This is a genomic window from Pseudomonas sp. HMSC067G02, assembly GCF_001813485.1.
In the GTDB taxonomy this organism is placed as follows: Bacteria; Pseudomonadota; Gammaproteobacteria; order Pseudomonadales; family Pseudomonadaceae; genus Pseudomonas; species Pseudomonas aeruginosa.
Window position 1 is genome coordinate 143,773 of the sequence record NZ_KV812700.1, and the last position, 13,472, is coordinate 157,244.

At 63.2% G+C, this 13,472-nt stretch carries 19 protein-coding genes and 1 pseudogene; 17 read left to right on the forward strand and 3 right to left on the reverse strand.

Translation table 11 applies throughout. From position 1 onward, the window contains the following. The first annotated feature begins 427 nt into the window (after window positions 1-427). Complete coding sequence (locus HMPREF2914_RS32440; RefSeq protein WP_132464022.1) at window positions 428-1,126, forward strand: hypothetical protein; 699 nt, start codon at window positions 428-430, stop codon at window positions 1,124-1,126. A 69-nt stretch (window positions 1,127-1,195) separates the two neighbouring features. Here the strand turns inward: HMPREF2914_RS32440 and HMPREF2914_RS21740 are convergent, their stop codons facing one another. Beyond that, a complete protein-coding gene (locus HMPREF2914_RS21740; RefSeq protein ID WP_070702846.1) occupies window positions 1,196-2,245 on the reverse strand; it encodes a phage portal protein in 1,050 nt (349 codons plus the stop codon). Further along, complete coding sequence (locus tag HMPREF2914_RS21745) at window positions 2,245-4,005, reverse strand: terminase ATPase subunit family protein (RefSeq protein WP_070702860.1); 1,761 nt, start codon at window positions 4,003-4,005, stop codon at window positions 2,245-2,247. The genes HMPREF2914_RS21740 and HMPREF2914_RS21745 overlap by 1 nt, the downstream gene beginning before the upstream one ends. A 155-nt stretch (window positions 4,006-4,160) precedes the next feature. Here HMPREF2914_RS21745 and HMPREF2914_RS21750 point away from each other — a divergent pair, with 155 nt between their 5' ends. The 12 genes and pseudogenes from HMPREF2914_RS21750 (at window position 4,161) to HMPREF2914_RS21800 (ending at window position 10,496) form a co-directional block, all read left to right on the forward strand. Next, window positions 4,161-4,982, forward strand: coding sequence for a GPO family capsid scaffolding protein (locus HMPREF2914_RS21750; protein WP_023091260.1), 822 nt, complete (start codon window positions 4,161-4,163; stop codon window positions 4,980-4,982). Window positions 4,983-5,017: 35 nt separating this feature from the next. Then, a complete protein-coding gene (locus HMPREF2914_RS21755) occupies window positions 5,018-6,034 on the forward strand; it encodes a phage major capsid protein, P2 family (RefSeq protein ID WP_023091259.1) in 1,017 nt (338 codons plus the stop codon). Window positions 6,035-6,039: 5 nt separating this feature from the next. Next, window positions 6,040-6,741 (forward strand): phage terminase small subunit, encoded by a 702-nt coding sequence (locus HMPREF2914_RS21760; RefSeq protein WP_023083461.1) that lies wholly within the window; start codon window positions 6,040-6,042, stop codon window positions 6,739-6,741. A 103-nt stretch (window positions 6,742-6,844) separates the two neighbouring features. Further along, a complete protein-coding gene (locus tag HMPREF2914_RS21765; protein WP_016852026.1) occupies window positions 6,845-7,306 on the forward strand; it encodes a head completion/stabilization protein in 462 nt (153 codons plus the stop codon). Then, window positions 7,306-7,518 carry a tail protein X gene (locus HMPREF2914_RS21770; RefSeq protein WP_003098378.1) on the forward strand — a complete coding sequence of 71 codons (213 nt, stop codon included), beginning with the start codon at window positions 7,306-7,308 and terminating at the stop codon, window positions 7,516-7,518. Before HMPREF2914_RS21765 ends, HMPREF2914_RS21770 begins: the two co-directional genes overlap by 1 nt. Window positions 7,519-7,542: 24 nt before the next feature. Continuing rightward, complete coding sequence (locus HMPREF2914_RS21775; protein ID WP_003098379.1) at window positions 7,543-7,896, forward strand: putative holin; 354 nt, start codon at window positions 7,543-7,545, stop codon at window positions 7,894-7,896. A 1-nt stretch (window position 7,897) separates the two neighbouring features. Further along, window positions 7,898-8,170, forward strand: coding sequence for a phage holin family protein (locus HMPREF2914_RS21780; RefSeq protein WP_003098380.1), 273 nt, complete (start codon window positions 7,898-7,900; stop codon window positions 8,168-8,170). Further along, window positions 8,167-8,973, forward strand: coding sequence for an N-acetylmuramidase domain-containing protein (locus HMPREF2914_RS21785; RefSeq protein WP_048521455.1), 807 nt, complete (start codon window positions 8,167-8,169; stop codon window positions 8,971-8,973). The genes HMPREF2914_RS21780 and HMPREF2914_RS21785 overlap by 4 nt, the downstream gene beginning before the upstream one ends. Continuing rightward, window positions 8,859-9,329, forward strand: a pseudogene (lysB, locus tag HMPREF2914_RS33035) (Rz-like lysis system protein LysB); the annotation flags it as partial. The gene HMPREF2914_RS21785 and the pseudogene lysB, both read left to right, overlap by 115 nt. Further along, window positions 9,256-9,525: an Rz1-like lysis system protein LysC gene (gene lysC / locus HMPREF2914_RS32835; protein ID WP_229039894.1), complete on the forward strand. Its 270-nt coding sequence runs from the start codon at window positions 9,256-9,258 to the stop codon at window positions 9,523-9,525. The pseudogene lysB and the gene lysC, both read left to right, overlap by 74 nt. Beyond that, window positions 9,509-10,045 (forward strand): phage tail protein, encoded by a 537-nt coding sequence (locus HMPREF2914_RS21795; protein ID WP_023083457.1) that lies wholly within the window; start codon window positions 9,509-9,511, stop codon window positions 10,043-10,045. Before lysC ends, HMPREF2914_RS21795 begins: the two co-directional genes overlap by 17 nt. Then, window positions 10,038-10,496, forward strand: coding sequence for a phage virion morphogenesis protein (locus tag HMPREF2914_RS21800; RefSeq protein ID WP_023089204.1), 459 nt, complete (start codon window positions 10,038-10,040; stop codon window positions 10,494-10,496). The genes HMPREF2914_RS21795 and HMPREF2914_RS21800 overlap by 8 nt, the downstream gene beginning before the upstream one ends. A 9-nt stretch (window positions 10,497-10,505) precedes the next feature. On the opposite strand, the gene HMPREF2914_RS21805 is transcribed toward HMPREF2914_RS21800, so the two are convergent. Next, on the reverse strand, window positions 10,506-10,934 hold the full coding sequence (locus tag HMPREF2914_RS21805; protein WP_023089205.1) for a helix-turn-helix domain-containing protein: 429 nt from the start codon (window positions 10,932-10,934) through the stop codon (window positions 10,506-10,508). A gap of 177 nt (window positions 10,935-11,111) precedes the next feature. On the opposite strand from HMPREF2914_RS21805, the gene HMPREF2914_RS21810 reads away from it, so the two are divergent. The 4 genes from HMPREF2914_RS21810 to HMPREF2914_RS21825 are packed head-to-tail and all read left to right on the forward strand — an operon-like array spanning window position 11,112 to window position 13,472. Further along, the gene (locus HMPREF2914_RS21810; RefSeq protein ID WP_058139053.1) at window positions 11,112-11,684 is read left to right on the forward strand and encodes a phage baseplate assembly protein V; all 573 of its coding nucleotides are present in this window, start codon (window positions 11,112-11,114) and stop codon (window positions 11,682-11,684) included. Beyond that, window positions 11,681-12,025, forward strand: a complete 345-nt coding sequence (locus HMPREF2914_RS21815) for a GPW/gp25 family protein (RefSeq protein ID WP_022580424.1) — start codon at window positions 11,681-11,683, stop codon at window positions 12,023-12,025. Before HMPREF2914_RS21810 ends, HMPREF2914_RS21815 begins: the two co-directional genes overlap by 4 nt. After that, window positions 12,022-12,936: a baseplate assembly protein gene (locus HMPREF2914_RS21820; protein ID WP_070702848.1), complete on the forward strand. Its 915-nt coding sequence runs from the start codon at window positions 12,022-12,024 to the stop codon at window positions 12,934-12,936. Before HMPREF2914_RS21815 ends, HMPREF2914_RS21820 begins: the two co-directional genes overlap by 4 nt. After that, window positions 12,936-13,472, forward strand: coding sequence for a phage tail protein I (locus HMPREF2914_RS21825; protein ID WP_023091255.1), 537 nt, complete (start codon window positions 12,936-12,938; stop codon window positions 13,470-13,472). Before HMPREF2914_RS21820 ends, HMPREF2914_RS21825 begins: the two co-directional genes overlap by 1 nt.

A 13,472-nucleotide genomic window follows, 5' to 3' on the forward strand; every position in this document is an offset into this window, starting at 1 on the left:
TACCTTTTCAATTACCCTAAATTACCTTTCAAGGTAATCGCTGAAAGCCAGGAACCACGCGGCCTTCAGTCATCTTCAACTGCCAAATTACCAAAATTACCTTTTCCCAAGGGGTCGAGAGAAAACCAGGCAAGGAGAGGGCTTTGGCCTCTCCCAGAAAAGCACCTGCTCTGCAGGGTTTCGCAGGGATTCGTCACCGCAGAAAGCCACCAGCAGCGCCCCGCCAAGCCTGCTGGCTGGGGTCCGCAGAAAGTGCAGAAAAAGAGGTCTATTTAGAGCGGAGGCGTGGCGGGGGGACGACTGCGCGCGCCGGCTGGAACGGTCGGATTCGACATGTTTTCAAGGAGTAAAAACAGTGAGAACATTTATGATCAAGCCTCTAGACATAGAGCCCGGACCAGTAAGGCTAACCAAGGAAAAGAAAAAAGTGAGCAAACTTGATATTTTTTTGAATCGCACCAGCCATATAGTTCAGATCGGCCTCTTCTCGGTAACACTATTTACTGTTTACTACACTGTCATACCTCTTTATAAAAATGCCCAGATGGAAGAATCCCTAGCCCGGAAAGAGCTTGAGTTAGACAAGCTAAATCAAGCAACAGAGGACCTATACAAAAAAGTTAGAGATATGGAGGCCGGCTCACTTGCCTCAACAACAATAAGATGTACAAACCTTCTTGATGAGAAGCTTGAACCCAGCAGAAAAGTCATGCTAGATATCGATATCCCAACATGCCTGAACAAGCTAATCTCAGAACACAGTTATGAATCTCTACGAGAACTAGACAAGCTGACCTTAAAAGACCATGCTCGAGATATAGCTACGAAGGTAGCAGCCCTACAAGCTGAATACCGCGCCAAAAGAGACTCTTTAGCTGACGAAATTCGAAATAACCCAGCTATAGCGGAATCTATAAAATCACAGTACAAAAAAGATAACGAGAATGGTCTAAATATTGCGCTGTTCGATCTTCTAAAAGGACTTGGAATGACCCAAGAACAGCTGGACTCCGATCGAGACAGCCGCCTACTAGAAATTGGCAAGTCACAAATTGAGAACAAGTTCTCCGGCTTGATCACAAAAGAATTAATTAAAATAAAGGACGTACGCTGGCCGAATAGTTAGCGCGCAGCTCCACTACAGCAAAGCGCACAGACAATCTCTCAGGGACAAAAGGCAACCTTCCGCAGTGTTCTACTGTTCTAAAACAAGCGACGAGAAATTTATAACTTCCTCCCCAAGAAAGTCATTTACTTGTTGCAGGCGCGCCTGCATTGGCTCGAGTTCCAGGCTGGCCCAGACCGCTGCCGCGTCGCTGATGGATCCGAACCCACCGGCGTTCTGCGGCACCACCCCCATCAGTTGCGGATAGACCCGCAGACCGGCGAGCTGGTCGTCGCGGCTGATGTTCTTGATCGAGCCGAACTCGTCCTTGGCCGCGACCTCGCTGACCGGAATCAATTGGATCCCCTCCTTCTTCCCGTTCGGCGCGTAGACGAACAGGTTGCGGAAATTGCCAGGCCCCTTCGCGGTCTTCAGCGCCGTGCGCAGCGCGTCGATGTCTTCCTCGTTCTGTGCGGCGTCGGTCATGTAGAGGATGAAGCCGGCGTGGCTGCCGTTGTTGTAGTACTTACGCCGGAACAGCGTGGCCGACTCGTTCAGCAGGGCGCTCTGCAGGGCGCAGAACCACTCCGGCACCCCGTAAATTTCCTGATTGATGTCGGCCTCGCGCAGCTGGATCACGCTGCCCTTCTCGAATTCGTGCTCATCCTTCCAGCTGCGCACCTGGTAGAACGTCTCCAGATCGGTGCCGCGGCGCATGTACTTGGCCAGCGGCGCCTGCAGCGGCATCCGCGTACCCAGGCGCGAACGAGGCTGCTCGAGGTAGGCCGAGCCGAATGTCAGCCAGTCCAGGGAGAACTGCTCGAATGTCGCCCGGCTGAGCAGGCGGTGCGGGATGAAGGTCTTGGCCAGCATGTTGCGCTTGAACTTCAAGCCCGACTGCAGGTAAACGCTCGACCCCACCGCCTTGGCCAGCCCCTCCATGGACAGCGGCGGCTCGTACCACCGCCCGTTCGACCAGCACTCGAGATAGTCGAGGATGCCCCGGCCGTCGAGCACAGGCATAGGGTCACCGAAGGTGAAGGCCTCGGCACGGCCACCCTGGCGTGGGATGAACTCGCCTTCCTGTACGGACTGGGCTGTGACCGGCTGCTGGCGGCGGTGGCTGCGACGTTTGCTCATCAGAAAATCTCCATGCGCCCGGTATTCGCGGGGGTCTGCCCCTCGAGCGGTTCGTTCTGCAATGCGTGGAATAGCGCCCAGGCCAGATCGGCGTGGCCGGTGTTGTCGTTGCGGCCGGCGGTGTAGGTGAACTGGCGCCCACCGGCCGTAATGGTCTTGCGGATAGCCATCAGCGCCTGGGCCAGGTCGGTCCAGCCGGCGTCGAATTCGAGGCGGCCGTTCTTGATCACCGACCAGGCCTTCATGACCAACTGCGTCTTCACCTCGGGCGAGTAGCTGAAGGTGCGCACCCCCGGGAAGAACTGGCGCACCAGCTGCGCGACGCCAGACCCCATGCCGGTGGTGTCGACGCCGATGTAGGTGACCCAGTAGCGCTGGGTCACCTTGCGGATGAACTCGGCCTGTTCGGCGAAGTCCTTGCCGCGGAATTGATGGCGCTCCAGCACGCGGAACTTGCCGCCCGGTACCGCCGGCGGTGCCACCACCACCAGACCCGCGGTGTCGCCCGTCTCGGCGGGGTCATAGCCCAGCCACACCTGGCGATCACCGAACGGTCGCGGCGCGAACGGCTTGTAGTCCTCCGACCACAGGTCCCAGCTATCGACCATGCATGGCTGCAGCATGGTCAGCGGGAAAATGCTCGCGCCGTCGTCGACGAACTGGCACATCAGCAGGTTCTGGAAAGCCTCGGCGTCGTACTCGAGACGCAGCTCGTCGATGTCGAACAGGTCGCAGCCACGGGCCTCGGCATCGAGGATGGTGACGATCTGGCGCCAGATGCGGTCCTCGCACAGTCGTCCTTGCTGCAGGGCGTCATGACCTACGTCGATCTTGATGCGATCGGCGGCCGGCTTGCCCTTGTTGAAGCGCTCGCCAGTCCAGAATGTGTAGGCCTCATGCGCCATCGAGCTGGGCGTCGAGAAATAGGTCCGCCGGTAGCGCTTCTGCATCGCCATACCGCTGGCGACCTTGTTCAGCTCCTTGAACTTGAACGTCCAGAAGAACTCGTCGAAGTAGAAGTTACCGTGGTAGCCCTGGGCAGTCCGCGCGTTGGTACCGAGGAAGTGCAGTTCCGCGCCGTTCGGCAGGATGATCGGGTCGCCCTTCAGTTCGACACCTACCGCATCGCGCGCGAAGGCCTGGATATACGCCTTGAAGATGTGTGCCTGGGCCTTGCTGGCCGACAGGAATATCTGGTTGCGCCCCGTTTCCAGCGCGTCGATCAGCGCCTCGCGGGCGAAGTAGAACGTGGCGCCGATCTGTCGCGACTTGAGAATCACGCGGGTACGCTGATTACCCGCGCGGTACCAGTCTTTCTGGTAGTCGAAGCAACCGTCGAGGAAGGCCTCGACCAGTTTCTCGGTCAGTTCCTCGCTGATGTCGTTACGCTTCGGCTTGCGCTTGGGACCTTCGTTACGCTTGGCAAGCTCGGGGTTCAGGTCGGTTTCGGTACCACCGCCCTGGTAGCGCTGGATCCGCGCCTGGCGCTCAAGCTGCCGATGCAGCAGGTCGATTTCCTTGTAGTCACCGCCGGTCTTGCCGTCCTTCAGGATCAACTGAACCAACCGGGCTTCCAGGGCGCCCCCGATCCGTTCTACGCTGTCGGCCCGGTCCCATCCGTCGCGGTCCTTCCATGAGTGAAGGGTCTTGTCCTTCTCGCCCAGGTGATCGGCGATGTCGCAGACACGCCAACCCATCCAGTACAGGAATTTGGCCTGGCGGCGGTTGTCACGGATGGGAATTTCGACGGCAGCGTTCATGGCGCAGATGCTGCCGCCCACCCTCGCCCCTCAGTAGCGCCGCCCCTTGTAGCTCCGCGCCCTACAATCCCGCTTGATTGCTGGGCCGCGCGCGCGTCCCGAACATGCCCCTCATTGCCATGCACCCCGCATCAGCCGCATTGAGGACTCCCGGCATGAAGAAATTCCGCAGCAAATGGTTCCGCATCGCCGTCGAAGGAGCGACCACGGACGGCCGCAACATCGAGCGCAACTGGATCGAGCAGATGGCCGCGCAGTACGACCCGAACACCTACGGCGCGCGGATCAACTGCGAGCACATCAAGTGGGCCTGGCCGGCTGGTGAGTTCGGCGCCTATGGCGACGTGCTGGCGTGCAAGGCGGAAGAGATCGACATCAACGGGCAGAAGAAGCTCGCCCTCTTCGCCCAACTGGAGCCCAACCAGGCGCTGCTGGAACTGAACAAGCAGCGGCAGAAGGTCTACACCTCGGTCGAGATCGATCCCAAGTTCGCCGACACAGGCAAGGCTTACTTGGTCGGCCTGGCCATCACCGACTCACCCGCCAGCCTGGGCACCGAGGCGCTGTCCTTCAGCGCCAAGAACGGGACCCTCGCCAGCCGCAAGACCAACCCCGACACCCTGTTCAGCGCTGCCGAAGAGGGCACCCTCGAGTTCGAGGAATACGAGGACAAACCCTCGGTCGGCGCTGCGCTGTTCACCAAGGTCAAGGAACTGCTCAAGGGCAAGGAAGCCCGCACCCAAGCCGAGTTCGGCCAGGTCGGCGAGGCCGTCGAAGCGATCGCCGAACACAGCCGCGACCTGGGCGAGCAACTCGGCGAGCAGAAGAAGCAGACCCAGCAACTGGCCAGCCAACTGGACAAGGTCACCAAGGAACTGGCGGACCTCAAGAGCACCCTCGATAGCACCCGGGACCACAGCCAACAGCAGCGGCCCCCGGTCACCGGTGGCGGCAGTGTCGCCCTGACCGACTGCTAACCGTCCCCCGCCCCGGTATCCAAAGGAAAAGCACCATGCGCAACGAAACCCGCAAACAGTTCGACGCCTACCTGGCGCAGCTCGCCAAGCTCAACGGCGTGAACTCCGCCGTCCAGACCTTCGCCGTCGAGCCGAGTGTCCAGCAGAAGCTGGAGCAACGTATTCAGGAGTCCAGCGAGTTCCTGAAGCAGATCAACGTCTACGGCGTCGACGAGCTGCAAGGCGAGAAGATCGGCATCGGCGTCAGCGGCACCATCGCCAGCCGTACCGATACCACCGGCGACGGTGTACGCAAGCCGCGCGACGTGTCCGCGCTCGACAACCAGCGTTACGAGTGCAAGCACACCGACTTCGACACCGCAATCACCTACGCCATGCTCGACGCCTGGGCCAAGTTCCCGGAGTTCCAGGCCCTGCTGCGCGACGCGATCCTCAAGCGCCAGGCCCTCGACCGCCTGATGATCGGCTTCAACGGTACCAGCGCCGCGGCTACCACCAACCGCGCCGCCAACCCGCTGCTGCAGGACGTGAACATTGGCTGGTTCCAGCAGTACCGCAACAACGCTCCGGCACGGGTACTGAAGGAAGGGAAGGCCGCCGGCAAGGTGGTAGTCGGCAACGGCGCCGACGCCGACTACAAGAACCTCGACGCCCTGGTGTTCGACGTGGTCAGCAGCCTGATCGATCCCTGGCACCGCCGCGACCCGGGCCTGGTGGTGATCCTCGGCCGCGAGCTGGTCCACGACAAGTACTTCCCGATGGTGAACAAGGACCAGCCGGCAACCGAGAAGATCGCCACCGACCTCATCCTGTCGCAGAAGCGCATGGGCGGCCTGCCGCCGGTGGAAGTGCCCTACGTGCCCGAGAAGGGCCTCATGGTCACCACCCTGAAGAACCTGTCGCTCTACTGGCAGATCGGCGGTCGCCGCCGCTACCTGAAGGAGGTACCGGAGAAGAACCGCATCGAGAACTACGAGTCCAGCAACGACGCCTACGTCGTCGAGGACTACGGCCTCGGCTGCCTGGTCGAGAACATCGAAGTCGCGGAGTAGATGACATGGCCTTCAGTCCCGCCAAGGCGCACTTCCTACGCGTGACCGCCGCTCAAGAGGCGGCGGCCACTGCCCCGCACCAGGGCATGGAAGGCGCGAACGCCTATGAGCTGCAGCTCGCCCAGCTGTATCAGGATCGTAGCCGCCTGAAGAACATCCAGTCCGGCGAAGGCAAGGCAGCGCTCAAGGTCGAGTTGCTGCCGGCCTACCAGCCGTACATTTCCGGCGTGCTGCAGGCCGGCAAGGGCGCCCAGGACGAGGTGATCACCACAGTCATGCTCTGGCGCATCGATGCCGGCGATTACGCCGGCGCCCTGGACATCGCCGACTACGTGCTCGCACACGACCTGGTCATGCCCGACCGCTTCGCGCGTACCGCCGGCTGCGTCATCGCCGAAGAGATCGCCGAGGCCGCGCTCAAGGCACAGAAGACCGGCGGCAGCTTCGACCTTGCGACCTTGCATCGCACTCTCCTGCTCACCGACCAGGCCGACATGCCCGACGAAGCCCGCGCGAAGCTCTATCTCGCCGCCGGCCATGCCACCCTGGAAGGCCTTTCTGTGGAGAGCCCCGGGCAACCCGGGCAGGTGCAAGCCGGCATCGATCTGCTCAAGCGCGCGATCCAGCTGCATGACAAGTGCGGCGGGAAGAAGGATTTGGAGGCGGCCGAACGGCTCCAGAAGAAACTGACCGCCTCTGGCGGTTGACCGAGCGTCCCCCGCGCCCCGCCGGCTCGGGGCCGATCTGCCAGGTCCTCTCCTTCCTGAGCAGTGACGCCCCGACCACCGGCGACCTCAAGCGAGCAGCAGCATGAGCGGATTCATCGCCAACGGCCCAGTCCCTAGCGGGCACATCAACAGCGATCCCTTCTGGCCCACCATCGAGCTCGAGCATGTGCGGGCGAACCTGCGCATCGACTCCAGCGTCGATCCGGCGCGCCTCGAAGTTGCGGTCATTGCCGCGGTGATCAGCGTCAACCGCGAGCTGCGGGCCTGGCGCCTTGAAAAGAGCGCGGCCGGCTATGCCGAACTCGCCCAAGTGCCGTCCGACAAGGTGCGGGACACCTCCGAACTGGTGCAGCTGTATCTGCGCGCAGTGCAGTCGGCTACCGCCGCCGAAGTGGCCGAGCGCTACCGCTGGTACGACACCACCACCAACGGCAACGACAAGGCCCAGGACATCGCAACCACCATCGACGACTACCGCCGCGACCAGCGCTGGGCGATCCGTGACTTTCTCAAGCGTCCCCGCACAACGGTGGAGCTGATCTGATGGCCGCCGTCGCGATCGCCCACCAGAACGACACCGTCGAGGCGCTGTGCTGGCGGCACTACGGCCGCACCGCCGGCGTGACCGAGGCGGTCCTCGAGGCGAACCACGGCCTGGCCGACCACGGCCCCACCCTCCCCCCTGGCCTCAAGGTCACCATGCCGGACATTCCGACAGCCGCCCCGGAACGGCAGATGGTGAACCTATGGGACTGACCACTTTGCAAGGAACCACCCCGCATGGCTGACCTCACCACCACCGCCACGGCCGGCGCCATCATGGGCCTCGGCCTGGGCGTAACCCTTCCGGTTGACGGCGGCATGCTGTTCGGCGCACTGCTCGGCGCCTGGCTGGCCACCGGCACGAAGCAGGACCTGAAGGCCTGGTCGCGCCTGCTGTCGCTGATCCTGCCGACCTGCGTCGGCTACCTGTTCGCCGATGTCGCCCTTGCCCGCGTGCCCTGGCTGACCAACCTGGCCTTCTCTGCCTTCGTCTGCGCCCTGGTGGTCATTCCTCTCAGCCTCAAGGCGGTCGCCTGGGTCGACAAGGTCGACTTCGATGACCTCTGGCGCCGCATCCGAGGAGGTCGCTGACATGCTCATGACTACCGTTCCATTGATCGCCGCCCTGGCCTACATCGCCGCCGCGCTGCGCCTGGTCTGCTACCAGCGCTGCGGCGCTCGCTTCCGCCGCAGCGTCTCGTTGCTCGCCAGCCTGCTCGGCGCATCCATGGCCATCTGCGGCCTGGAAATCCTGCTCTACCGCCCACCGGTCAGCATCTGGCACGCCATCGTCGCCGCCCTGCTGTGCCTGCTGATCTTCCGTTCCCGCGGCAACGTCGCCGCCCTGCTGAGGCCATCCGCATGACCCTTCGATATGGTGACCGTTCTCAAGAGGTCCTCCAGCTTCAGCGTCGATTGAACACCTGGGCCGGCGCCAACCTCTACGAGGACGGCCACTTCGGCGCCGCCACCGAGGACGCGGTGCGTGCCTTCCAGCGTTCGCATGGACTGGTCGCCGATGGCATCGCTGGCCCGAAGACACTGTCCGCCCTCGGCGGCGCTGACTGCTCGCACCTGCTGCAGAACGCCGACCTCGTCGCCGCCGGAGCTCGCCTCGGCCTGCCGCTGGCGACGATCTATGCGGTCAATCAGGTCGAGTCGAACGGGCAGGGGTTCCTGGGCAACGGCAAGCCGGCAATCCTGTTCGAACGCCACATCATGTACCGCCGTCTCGCCGCCCACGATCAGGTCACCGCCGACCAGTTGGCCGCACAGTTCCCCGCGCTGGTGAATCCTCGCCCAGGCGGCTATGCCGGCGGAACAGCCGAGCACCAGCGCCTGGCGAACGCGCGCCAGATCGACGATACCGCCGCACTGGAGTCGGCCAGTTGGGGGGCCTTCCAGATCATGGGGTTCCACTGGCAACGCCTGGGCTACATCAGCGTGCAGGCCTTCGCCGAGTCCATGGGGCGCAGCGAGTCGGCCCAGTTCGAAGCATTCGTCCGCTTCATCGACACCGACCCGGCGCTACACAAGGCGCTGAAGGCTCGCAAATGGGCCGACTTCGCCCGCCTCTACAACGGCCCCGACTACAAGCGGAACCTCTACGACACCAAGCTCGCGCGAGCCTACGAGCAACACGCCAACTGCGCCGAGGCCAGCGCGTGAGCCTTCTGCGCCAGGTGCTGTACAGCGCCGCCCTGCTCGGCGCCCTCGGCTTGTTCCTGTGTGTACAGCAGCAGCGCATCGACCTGGCGCAGGCCCGCCTGGCCCAGGCCGAGTTGGCGAGGAAAGCCAGCGACGCCCAGCTTTCCCGCCAGGCCGGCACCATCACGGCCCTCGAGGCCGCCCTTTCCCGTGAGCGCCAGGCCCAGGCCGACCTGGACCAGCAGAGGCAGCAGCTGCGCCAGGCGCTGGCCATCCGAGAACGCTTGATCGAGGATCTGAAACGTGACGATGAACCCTATCGCCAGTGGGCTGATCAGCTTCTGCCTGATGTTGCTCGCCGGCTGCAACAGCGCCCCGCTATCACCGGAGCGGCCGCTTATCATCAGTGGCTGTCCCGCCGTGACGCCCTGCAGCCTAGAGTCAGCGGCACCGAAGGACAACGGCGGCCTACAGACTGAAGTCGAGCGTATCGGCCTGGCCTGGGCCGAATGCGCCGCGAAGGTCGACATGATCATCCGCACCCAAGGGGCCACCCATGAACAAGCCCGATAGCCTGAAGGCGCATCTGCTCGCCGCCGTGCCGGAACTCAGGAACAATGGCGACCGCCTGGTGATATTCATCGACAACGGCAGGGTCCGCAGCACCTCGGCCGAGAGCCTGTCCTTCGAATACGCCTATGACCTGCATGTGATCCTCACCGACTTCGCCGGGCACCCCGACAGCGTGTTTCTGCCGCTGCTCGGCTGGCTGCTGGTGAACCAGTCGGATCTGCTGGCCAACCTCACCAAGGTGCAGGACGGCATCACCTTCGAGGCCGACATGCTCGACCGCAGCAAGGTCGACCTCGGTATCGTTCTGCCGCTGACCGAGCGTGTCGTCGTCAAGCGCCGCGAGGATGGCCGCTACGACGTGAGTCACCCGGAAGAGCCCCAGCTCACCGAGGCCATCGAGGTCGATGGGCCGATGCAGATGCTCGCCAACGGCGAGCTGCTGGCCGAGTGGACACCGCCGAAGCCCACCGAGGCCGTCATGCTCGAGACGCCGCAGATCAGGCGTCCGGCCAATGGCTGACAGCCTCGAGGCTCTGGAAGACTGGGCAGGGCCGATTCTCCGCGCCCTCGAGCCAGGCCCTCGTGCTGCCCTCGCGCGCTCGCTGGCCCGCGATCTACGGCGCAGCCAGCAGAAGCGCGTAATGGCACAGCGCAACCCCGACGGAAGCGCCTACGAGCCACGCAAGAAACGCGAACTGCGCGGCAAGCAGGGCCGTATTCGGCGCAAGATCAAGATGTTCCAGAAGCTGCGCACGGTGCGCTATCTGCGCGCCAAGGGCGACGCCCAGGCGATTACGGTTTCCTTCGCTGGTCGGATCGCACGCATCGCGCGGGTTCACCAGTACGGGCTGAGGGACCGTGCTGAGCCTGGCGCTCCTGAAGTCCAATATGCGCAGCGCTCCCTTCTAGGGTTCACCGCCGCGGATCTAGACAGCATCCGCAGCGGTGTCCTAAAGCATCTCCCCCCCTGACATCCAATATCAATCCCACTGCCGATGGCGCTCGGCAAATTTCAGTACGTGTTCGTTGTAAGGCTTCAGCTTGAAGCGAGTGCGGTGAATGTACTGGCGGCCAGTCTCGCGACTCACAGCCATGGAGCTGATTTCATATTCCCCCGGTCCTTGCTCCGTGAGGTTCAGGAAGGTGTCACTCGAAACGACATCCAACGGCGCTTGGTTATCGTCAACAACCACAAGCAGCTCGCGCTCATCAGTCGGAGTGATGCCATGGGTGATCTTGTAAACAAAGAGTTCCCAGGACGCTTCCGGCATTTCGCGCTGGCCGGACTCCCAGAGTTCCCAGGTGCGTTTGGATACATGTACCAACTGCGCAGCTTCCGCTGTGCTAGCTCCGAGAACTGATCGCGCTTTACGCGCCAACTCTCCCCTTTTCGCAGAATTGCTGCTCATAAAAACCCTCCTGGGCATCATTGATTAACCGCTCAAAACAAGCGGACATAGAAAAAAATACGCCAAAATCACAATCCTGCGCAAGAGCGCATTTTTGTTCATATAAAACCTTTGTACGCAAGGCTCGTACAAGCCCCGCTGCCCGCATCCTTTCCCATAACAGCACATGCTTGGCGCATGGCTGACTTTGCAACCCTCTCCCGTCTGATCGAGAACCTGATCCGCCTTGGCACAATCGCCGCGGTGGACCATGCCGCGCAGCGCGTCCGTGTATTGACCGGTGACCTGCTGACCGGCTGGCTGCCTTGGGCATCGCCGCGGGCCGGCGCCGACCGCGAATGGAACGCCCCCACCCTGGACGAGCAGGTATTGCTCTTCAGCCCATCCGGGCAGACCGCCAATGGCGTGGTCCTGACCGGCTTGTTCAGTGACCTGATCCCACCCAACGGCGACCGCGGCGCCCTGCATCGCATCACCTACCGCGACGGCGCGGTGATTGAGTACGACAGCGCAGCCCACCACCTGCGCGCAGTTCTTCCCGCCGGCGGTACCACCGAGCTCATCAGCGACGGCGGCATCCGCATCGTCGGCGACATCACCCACCAAGGCGACTACATCCAGACCGGCAACCAGACCGTTACCGGCAAGGTCACCGTGAGCGTCGACGTGATCGCCAAGGACATCAGCCTGGTCGGTCATACCCACGGCGGCGTCATGCCGGGCGGCGCTACGACGGGGAAACCGCAATGAACGCCCATACCGGCGGCGCCATCGACCGCTTAGCCCACATCCGCCAGTCGATCGCCGACATCCTCACCACTCGCATCGGTACCCGCGTTATGCGGCGCGAATACGGCAGCCAGTTGCCGGAGCTGATCGATGCTCCGTTCAACGACACCACCCGCCTGCAGGTCTATGCCGCCACCGCCATGGCCCTCATGCGCTGGGAACCGCGCATCCGCCTGAGCCGTGTCCAGATCACCGGCCAGAACCTGGCCGGCCAGGTGCTCATGGAGATTGACGCCACCCTGGTGGACAGCAACGAGCCACACAACCTGAGCATCCCCCTGCAGATGGGCGCCAGCGCATGACAACGAACTTCGTCGCCATCGACCTCAGCCAGTTGCCGCCACCACACGCGGTGGAGCAGTTGGACTACGAGCAGATACTCGCCGAGCGCAAGGCCTACGCCATCAGCCTCTGGCCGGAGGATCAGCAGGCGGAAATCGCCGCCCGCCTCGCCCTGGAGTCCGAACCGCTGACCAAGCTGCTCGAGGAAAACGCATACCGCGAAATGCTCTGGCGCCAGCGGGTCAACGAGGCGGCTCTCGCCAACATGCTGGCCAGCGCCCAGGGCGCCGACCTCGACCAGCTCGCCGCGAACTACAACGTCAGGCGCTTGGTCATCCAGCCCGGAGATCTGTCGAAGGTGCCGCCCGTGCCGGAACTGCTGGAGTCCGACGACAGCCTACGCGAGCGCGCGCAGATGGCCTGGGAAGGCCTCAGCACCGCGGGACCGCGTAACAGCTACATCTTCCACGCCCGCGCCGCCGACGGTCGCGTCGGCGATGCCTCGGCCGTCAGCCCATCGCCTGCCGTTGTCGTGGTGACGGTGCAGGCCGCCCAGGGCAACGGCAGCGCCCCGGCGGACCTGCTGGCCATCGTCGACGCCTACCTCAACGACGCCGACCGTCGCCCCGTCGCTGATCGCCTGACAGTCCAGTCCGCCCAAGTGTTCGAGTACCGCGTCGACGCGACGCTCTACCTGGCCACCATCGGCCCGGAGTCCGAGCCGATACTCGATGCCGCCCGGGCCCGCTTGACGGCCTACGTCCATCAGCGTCGACGCCTGGGCATGGAAGTGTCCGAATCGGCGGTGCATGCGGCCCTCCACGTGGAAGGCGTGCGCAAGGTCACGCTCAGCAACTGGTCGGACATCGCCGCCACACCAGCCCAGGCGCCCTACTGCACCGGAATTACGCTGACGCTGGGGGATGAGTGATGCCCAGCTTGCTCCCACGCAACGCCACCGAACTTGAGCGCCTGGCCGCCGAAGCCCTGGCGCAGATCGAACGGGTACCGATCCCATTGCGCCAACTGTGGAACCCCACCACCTGCCCGGTCGCCCTTCTGCCATACCTGGCCTGGGCGTTCTCCGTCGATCGCTGGGACAGCACCTGGCCGGAGCGTGTGAAGCGCCAGGTCATTCGGGATGCCTACCTCGTCCACTCCCACAAGGGAACCTTGAGCGCCCTGCGCCGCGTGGTCGAACCCGTCGGCTCGCTGACCGACATCCTCGAGTGGTGGCAACAGACCCCCGCCGGCGTCCCCGGCACCTTCGAAATCACCGTCGACGTCAGCGACAACGGTCTCGACGAGGAGACCGTGCTCGAGCTCGAGCGGCTGCTCGACGACGTGCGCCCAGTCAGCCGACACCTGACCCGCCTGGACCTGCGCATCACGCCGGACATCCTGGCCCGCCACGGCCTGGCGACGATCGACGGCGACACCCTGGAAATCAGCCCCTGGAAGCAGTGA

What these genes read in the sequence shown, in the direction of transcription:
- HMPREF2914_RS21820 (WP_070702848.1), top strand. Translation starts at nt 12,022, where the DNA reads ATGACAACGAACTTCGTCGCCATCGACCTCAGCCAGTTGCCGCCACCA.
- HMPREF2914_RS21775 (WP_003098379.1), top strand. Translation starts at nt 7,543, where the DNA reads ATGGCTGACCTCACCACCACCGCCACGGCCGGCGCCATCATGGGCCTC.
- HMPREF2914_RS21805 (WP_023089205.1), bottom strand. Translation starts at nt 10,934, where the DNA reads ATGAGCAGCAATTCTGCGAAAAGGGGAGAGTTGGCGCGTAAAGCGCGA.
- HMPREF2914_RS21795 (WP_023083457.1), top strand. Translation starts at nt 9,509, where the DNA reads ATGAACAAGCCCGATAGCCTGAAGGCGCATCTGCTCGCCGCCGTGCCG.
- HMPREF2914_RS21810 (WP_058139053.1), top strand. Translation starts at nt 11,112, where the DNA reads ATGGCTGACTTTGCAACCCTCTCCCGTCTGATCGAGAACCTGATCCGC.
- HMPREF2914_RS21745 (WP_070702860.1), bottom strand. Translation starts at nt 4,005, where the DNA reads ATGAACGCTGCCGTCGAAATTCCCATCCGTGACAACCGCCGCCAGGCC.
- HMPREF2914_RS21760 (WP_023083461.1), top strand. Translation starts at nt 6,040, where the DNA reads ATGGCCTTCAGTCCCGCCAAGGCGCACTTCCTACGCGTGACCGCCGCT.
- HMPREF2914_RS21800 (WP_023089204.1), top strand. Translation starts at nt 10,038, where the DNA reads ATGGCTGACAGCCTCGAGGCTCTGGAAGACTGGGCAGGGCCGATTCTC.
- HMPREF2914_RS21750 (WP_023091260.1), top strand. Translation starts at nt 4,161, where the DNA reads ATGAAGAAATTCCGCAGCAAATGGTTCCGCATCGCCGTCGAAGGAGCG.
- HMPREF2914_RS21765 (WP_016852026.1), top strand. Translation starts at nt 6,845, where the DNA reads ATGAGCGGATTCATCGCCAACGGCCCAGTCCCTAGCGGGCACATCAAC.
- HMPREF2914_RS21785 (WP_048521455.1), top strand. Translation starts at nt 8,167, where the DNA reads ATGACCCTTCGATATGGTGACCGTTCTCAAGAGGTCCTCCAGCTTCAG.
- HMPREF2914_RS21780 (WP_003098380.1), top strand. Translation starts at nt 7,898, where the DNA reads ATGCTCATGACTACCGTTCCATTGATCGCCGCCCTGGCCTACATCGCC.
- HMPREF2914_RS21815 (WP_022580424.1), top strand. Translation starts at nt 11,681, where the DNA reads ATGAACGCCCATACCGGCGGCGCCATCGACCGCTTAGCCCACATCCGC.
- HMPREF2914_RS21755 (WP_023091259.1), top strand. Translation starts at nt 5,018, where the DNA reads ATGCGCAACGAAACCCGCAAACAGTTCGACGCCTACCTGGCGCAGCTC.
- HMPREF2914_RS21740 (WP_070702846.1), bottom strand. Translation starts at nt 2,245, where the DNA reads ATGAGCAAACGTCGCAGCCACCGCCGCCAGCAGCCGGTCACAGCCCAG.
- HMPREF2914_RS21770 (WP_003098378.1), top strand. Translation starts at nt 7,306, where the DNA reads ATGGCCGCCGTCGCGATCGCCCACCAGAACGACACCGTCGAGGCGCTG.
- HMPREF2914_RS21825 (WP_023091255.1), top strand. Translation starts at nt 12,936, where the DNA reads ATGCCCAGCTTGCTCCCACGCAACGCCACCGAACTTGAGCGCCTGGCC.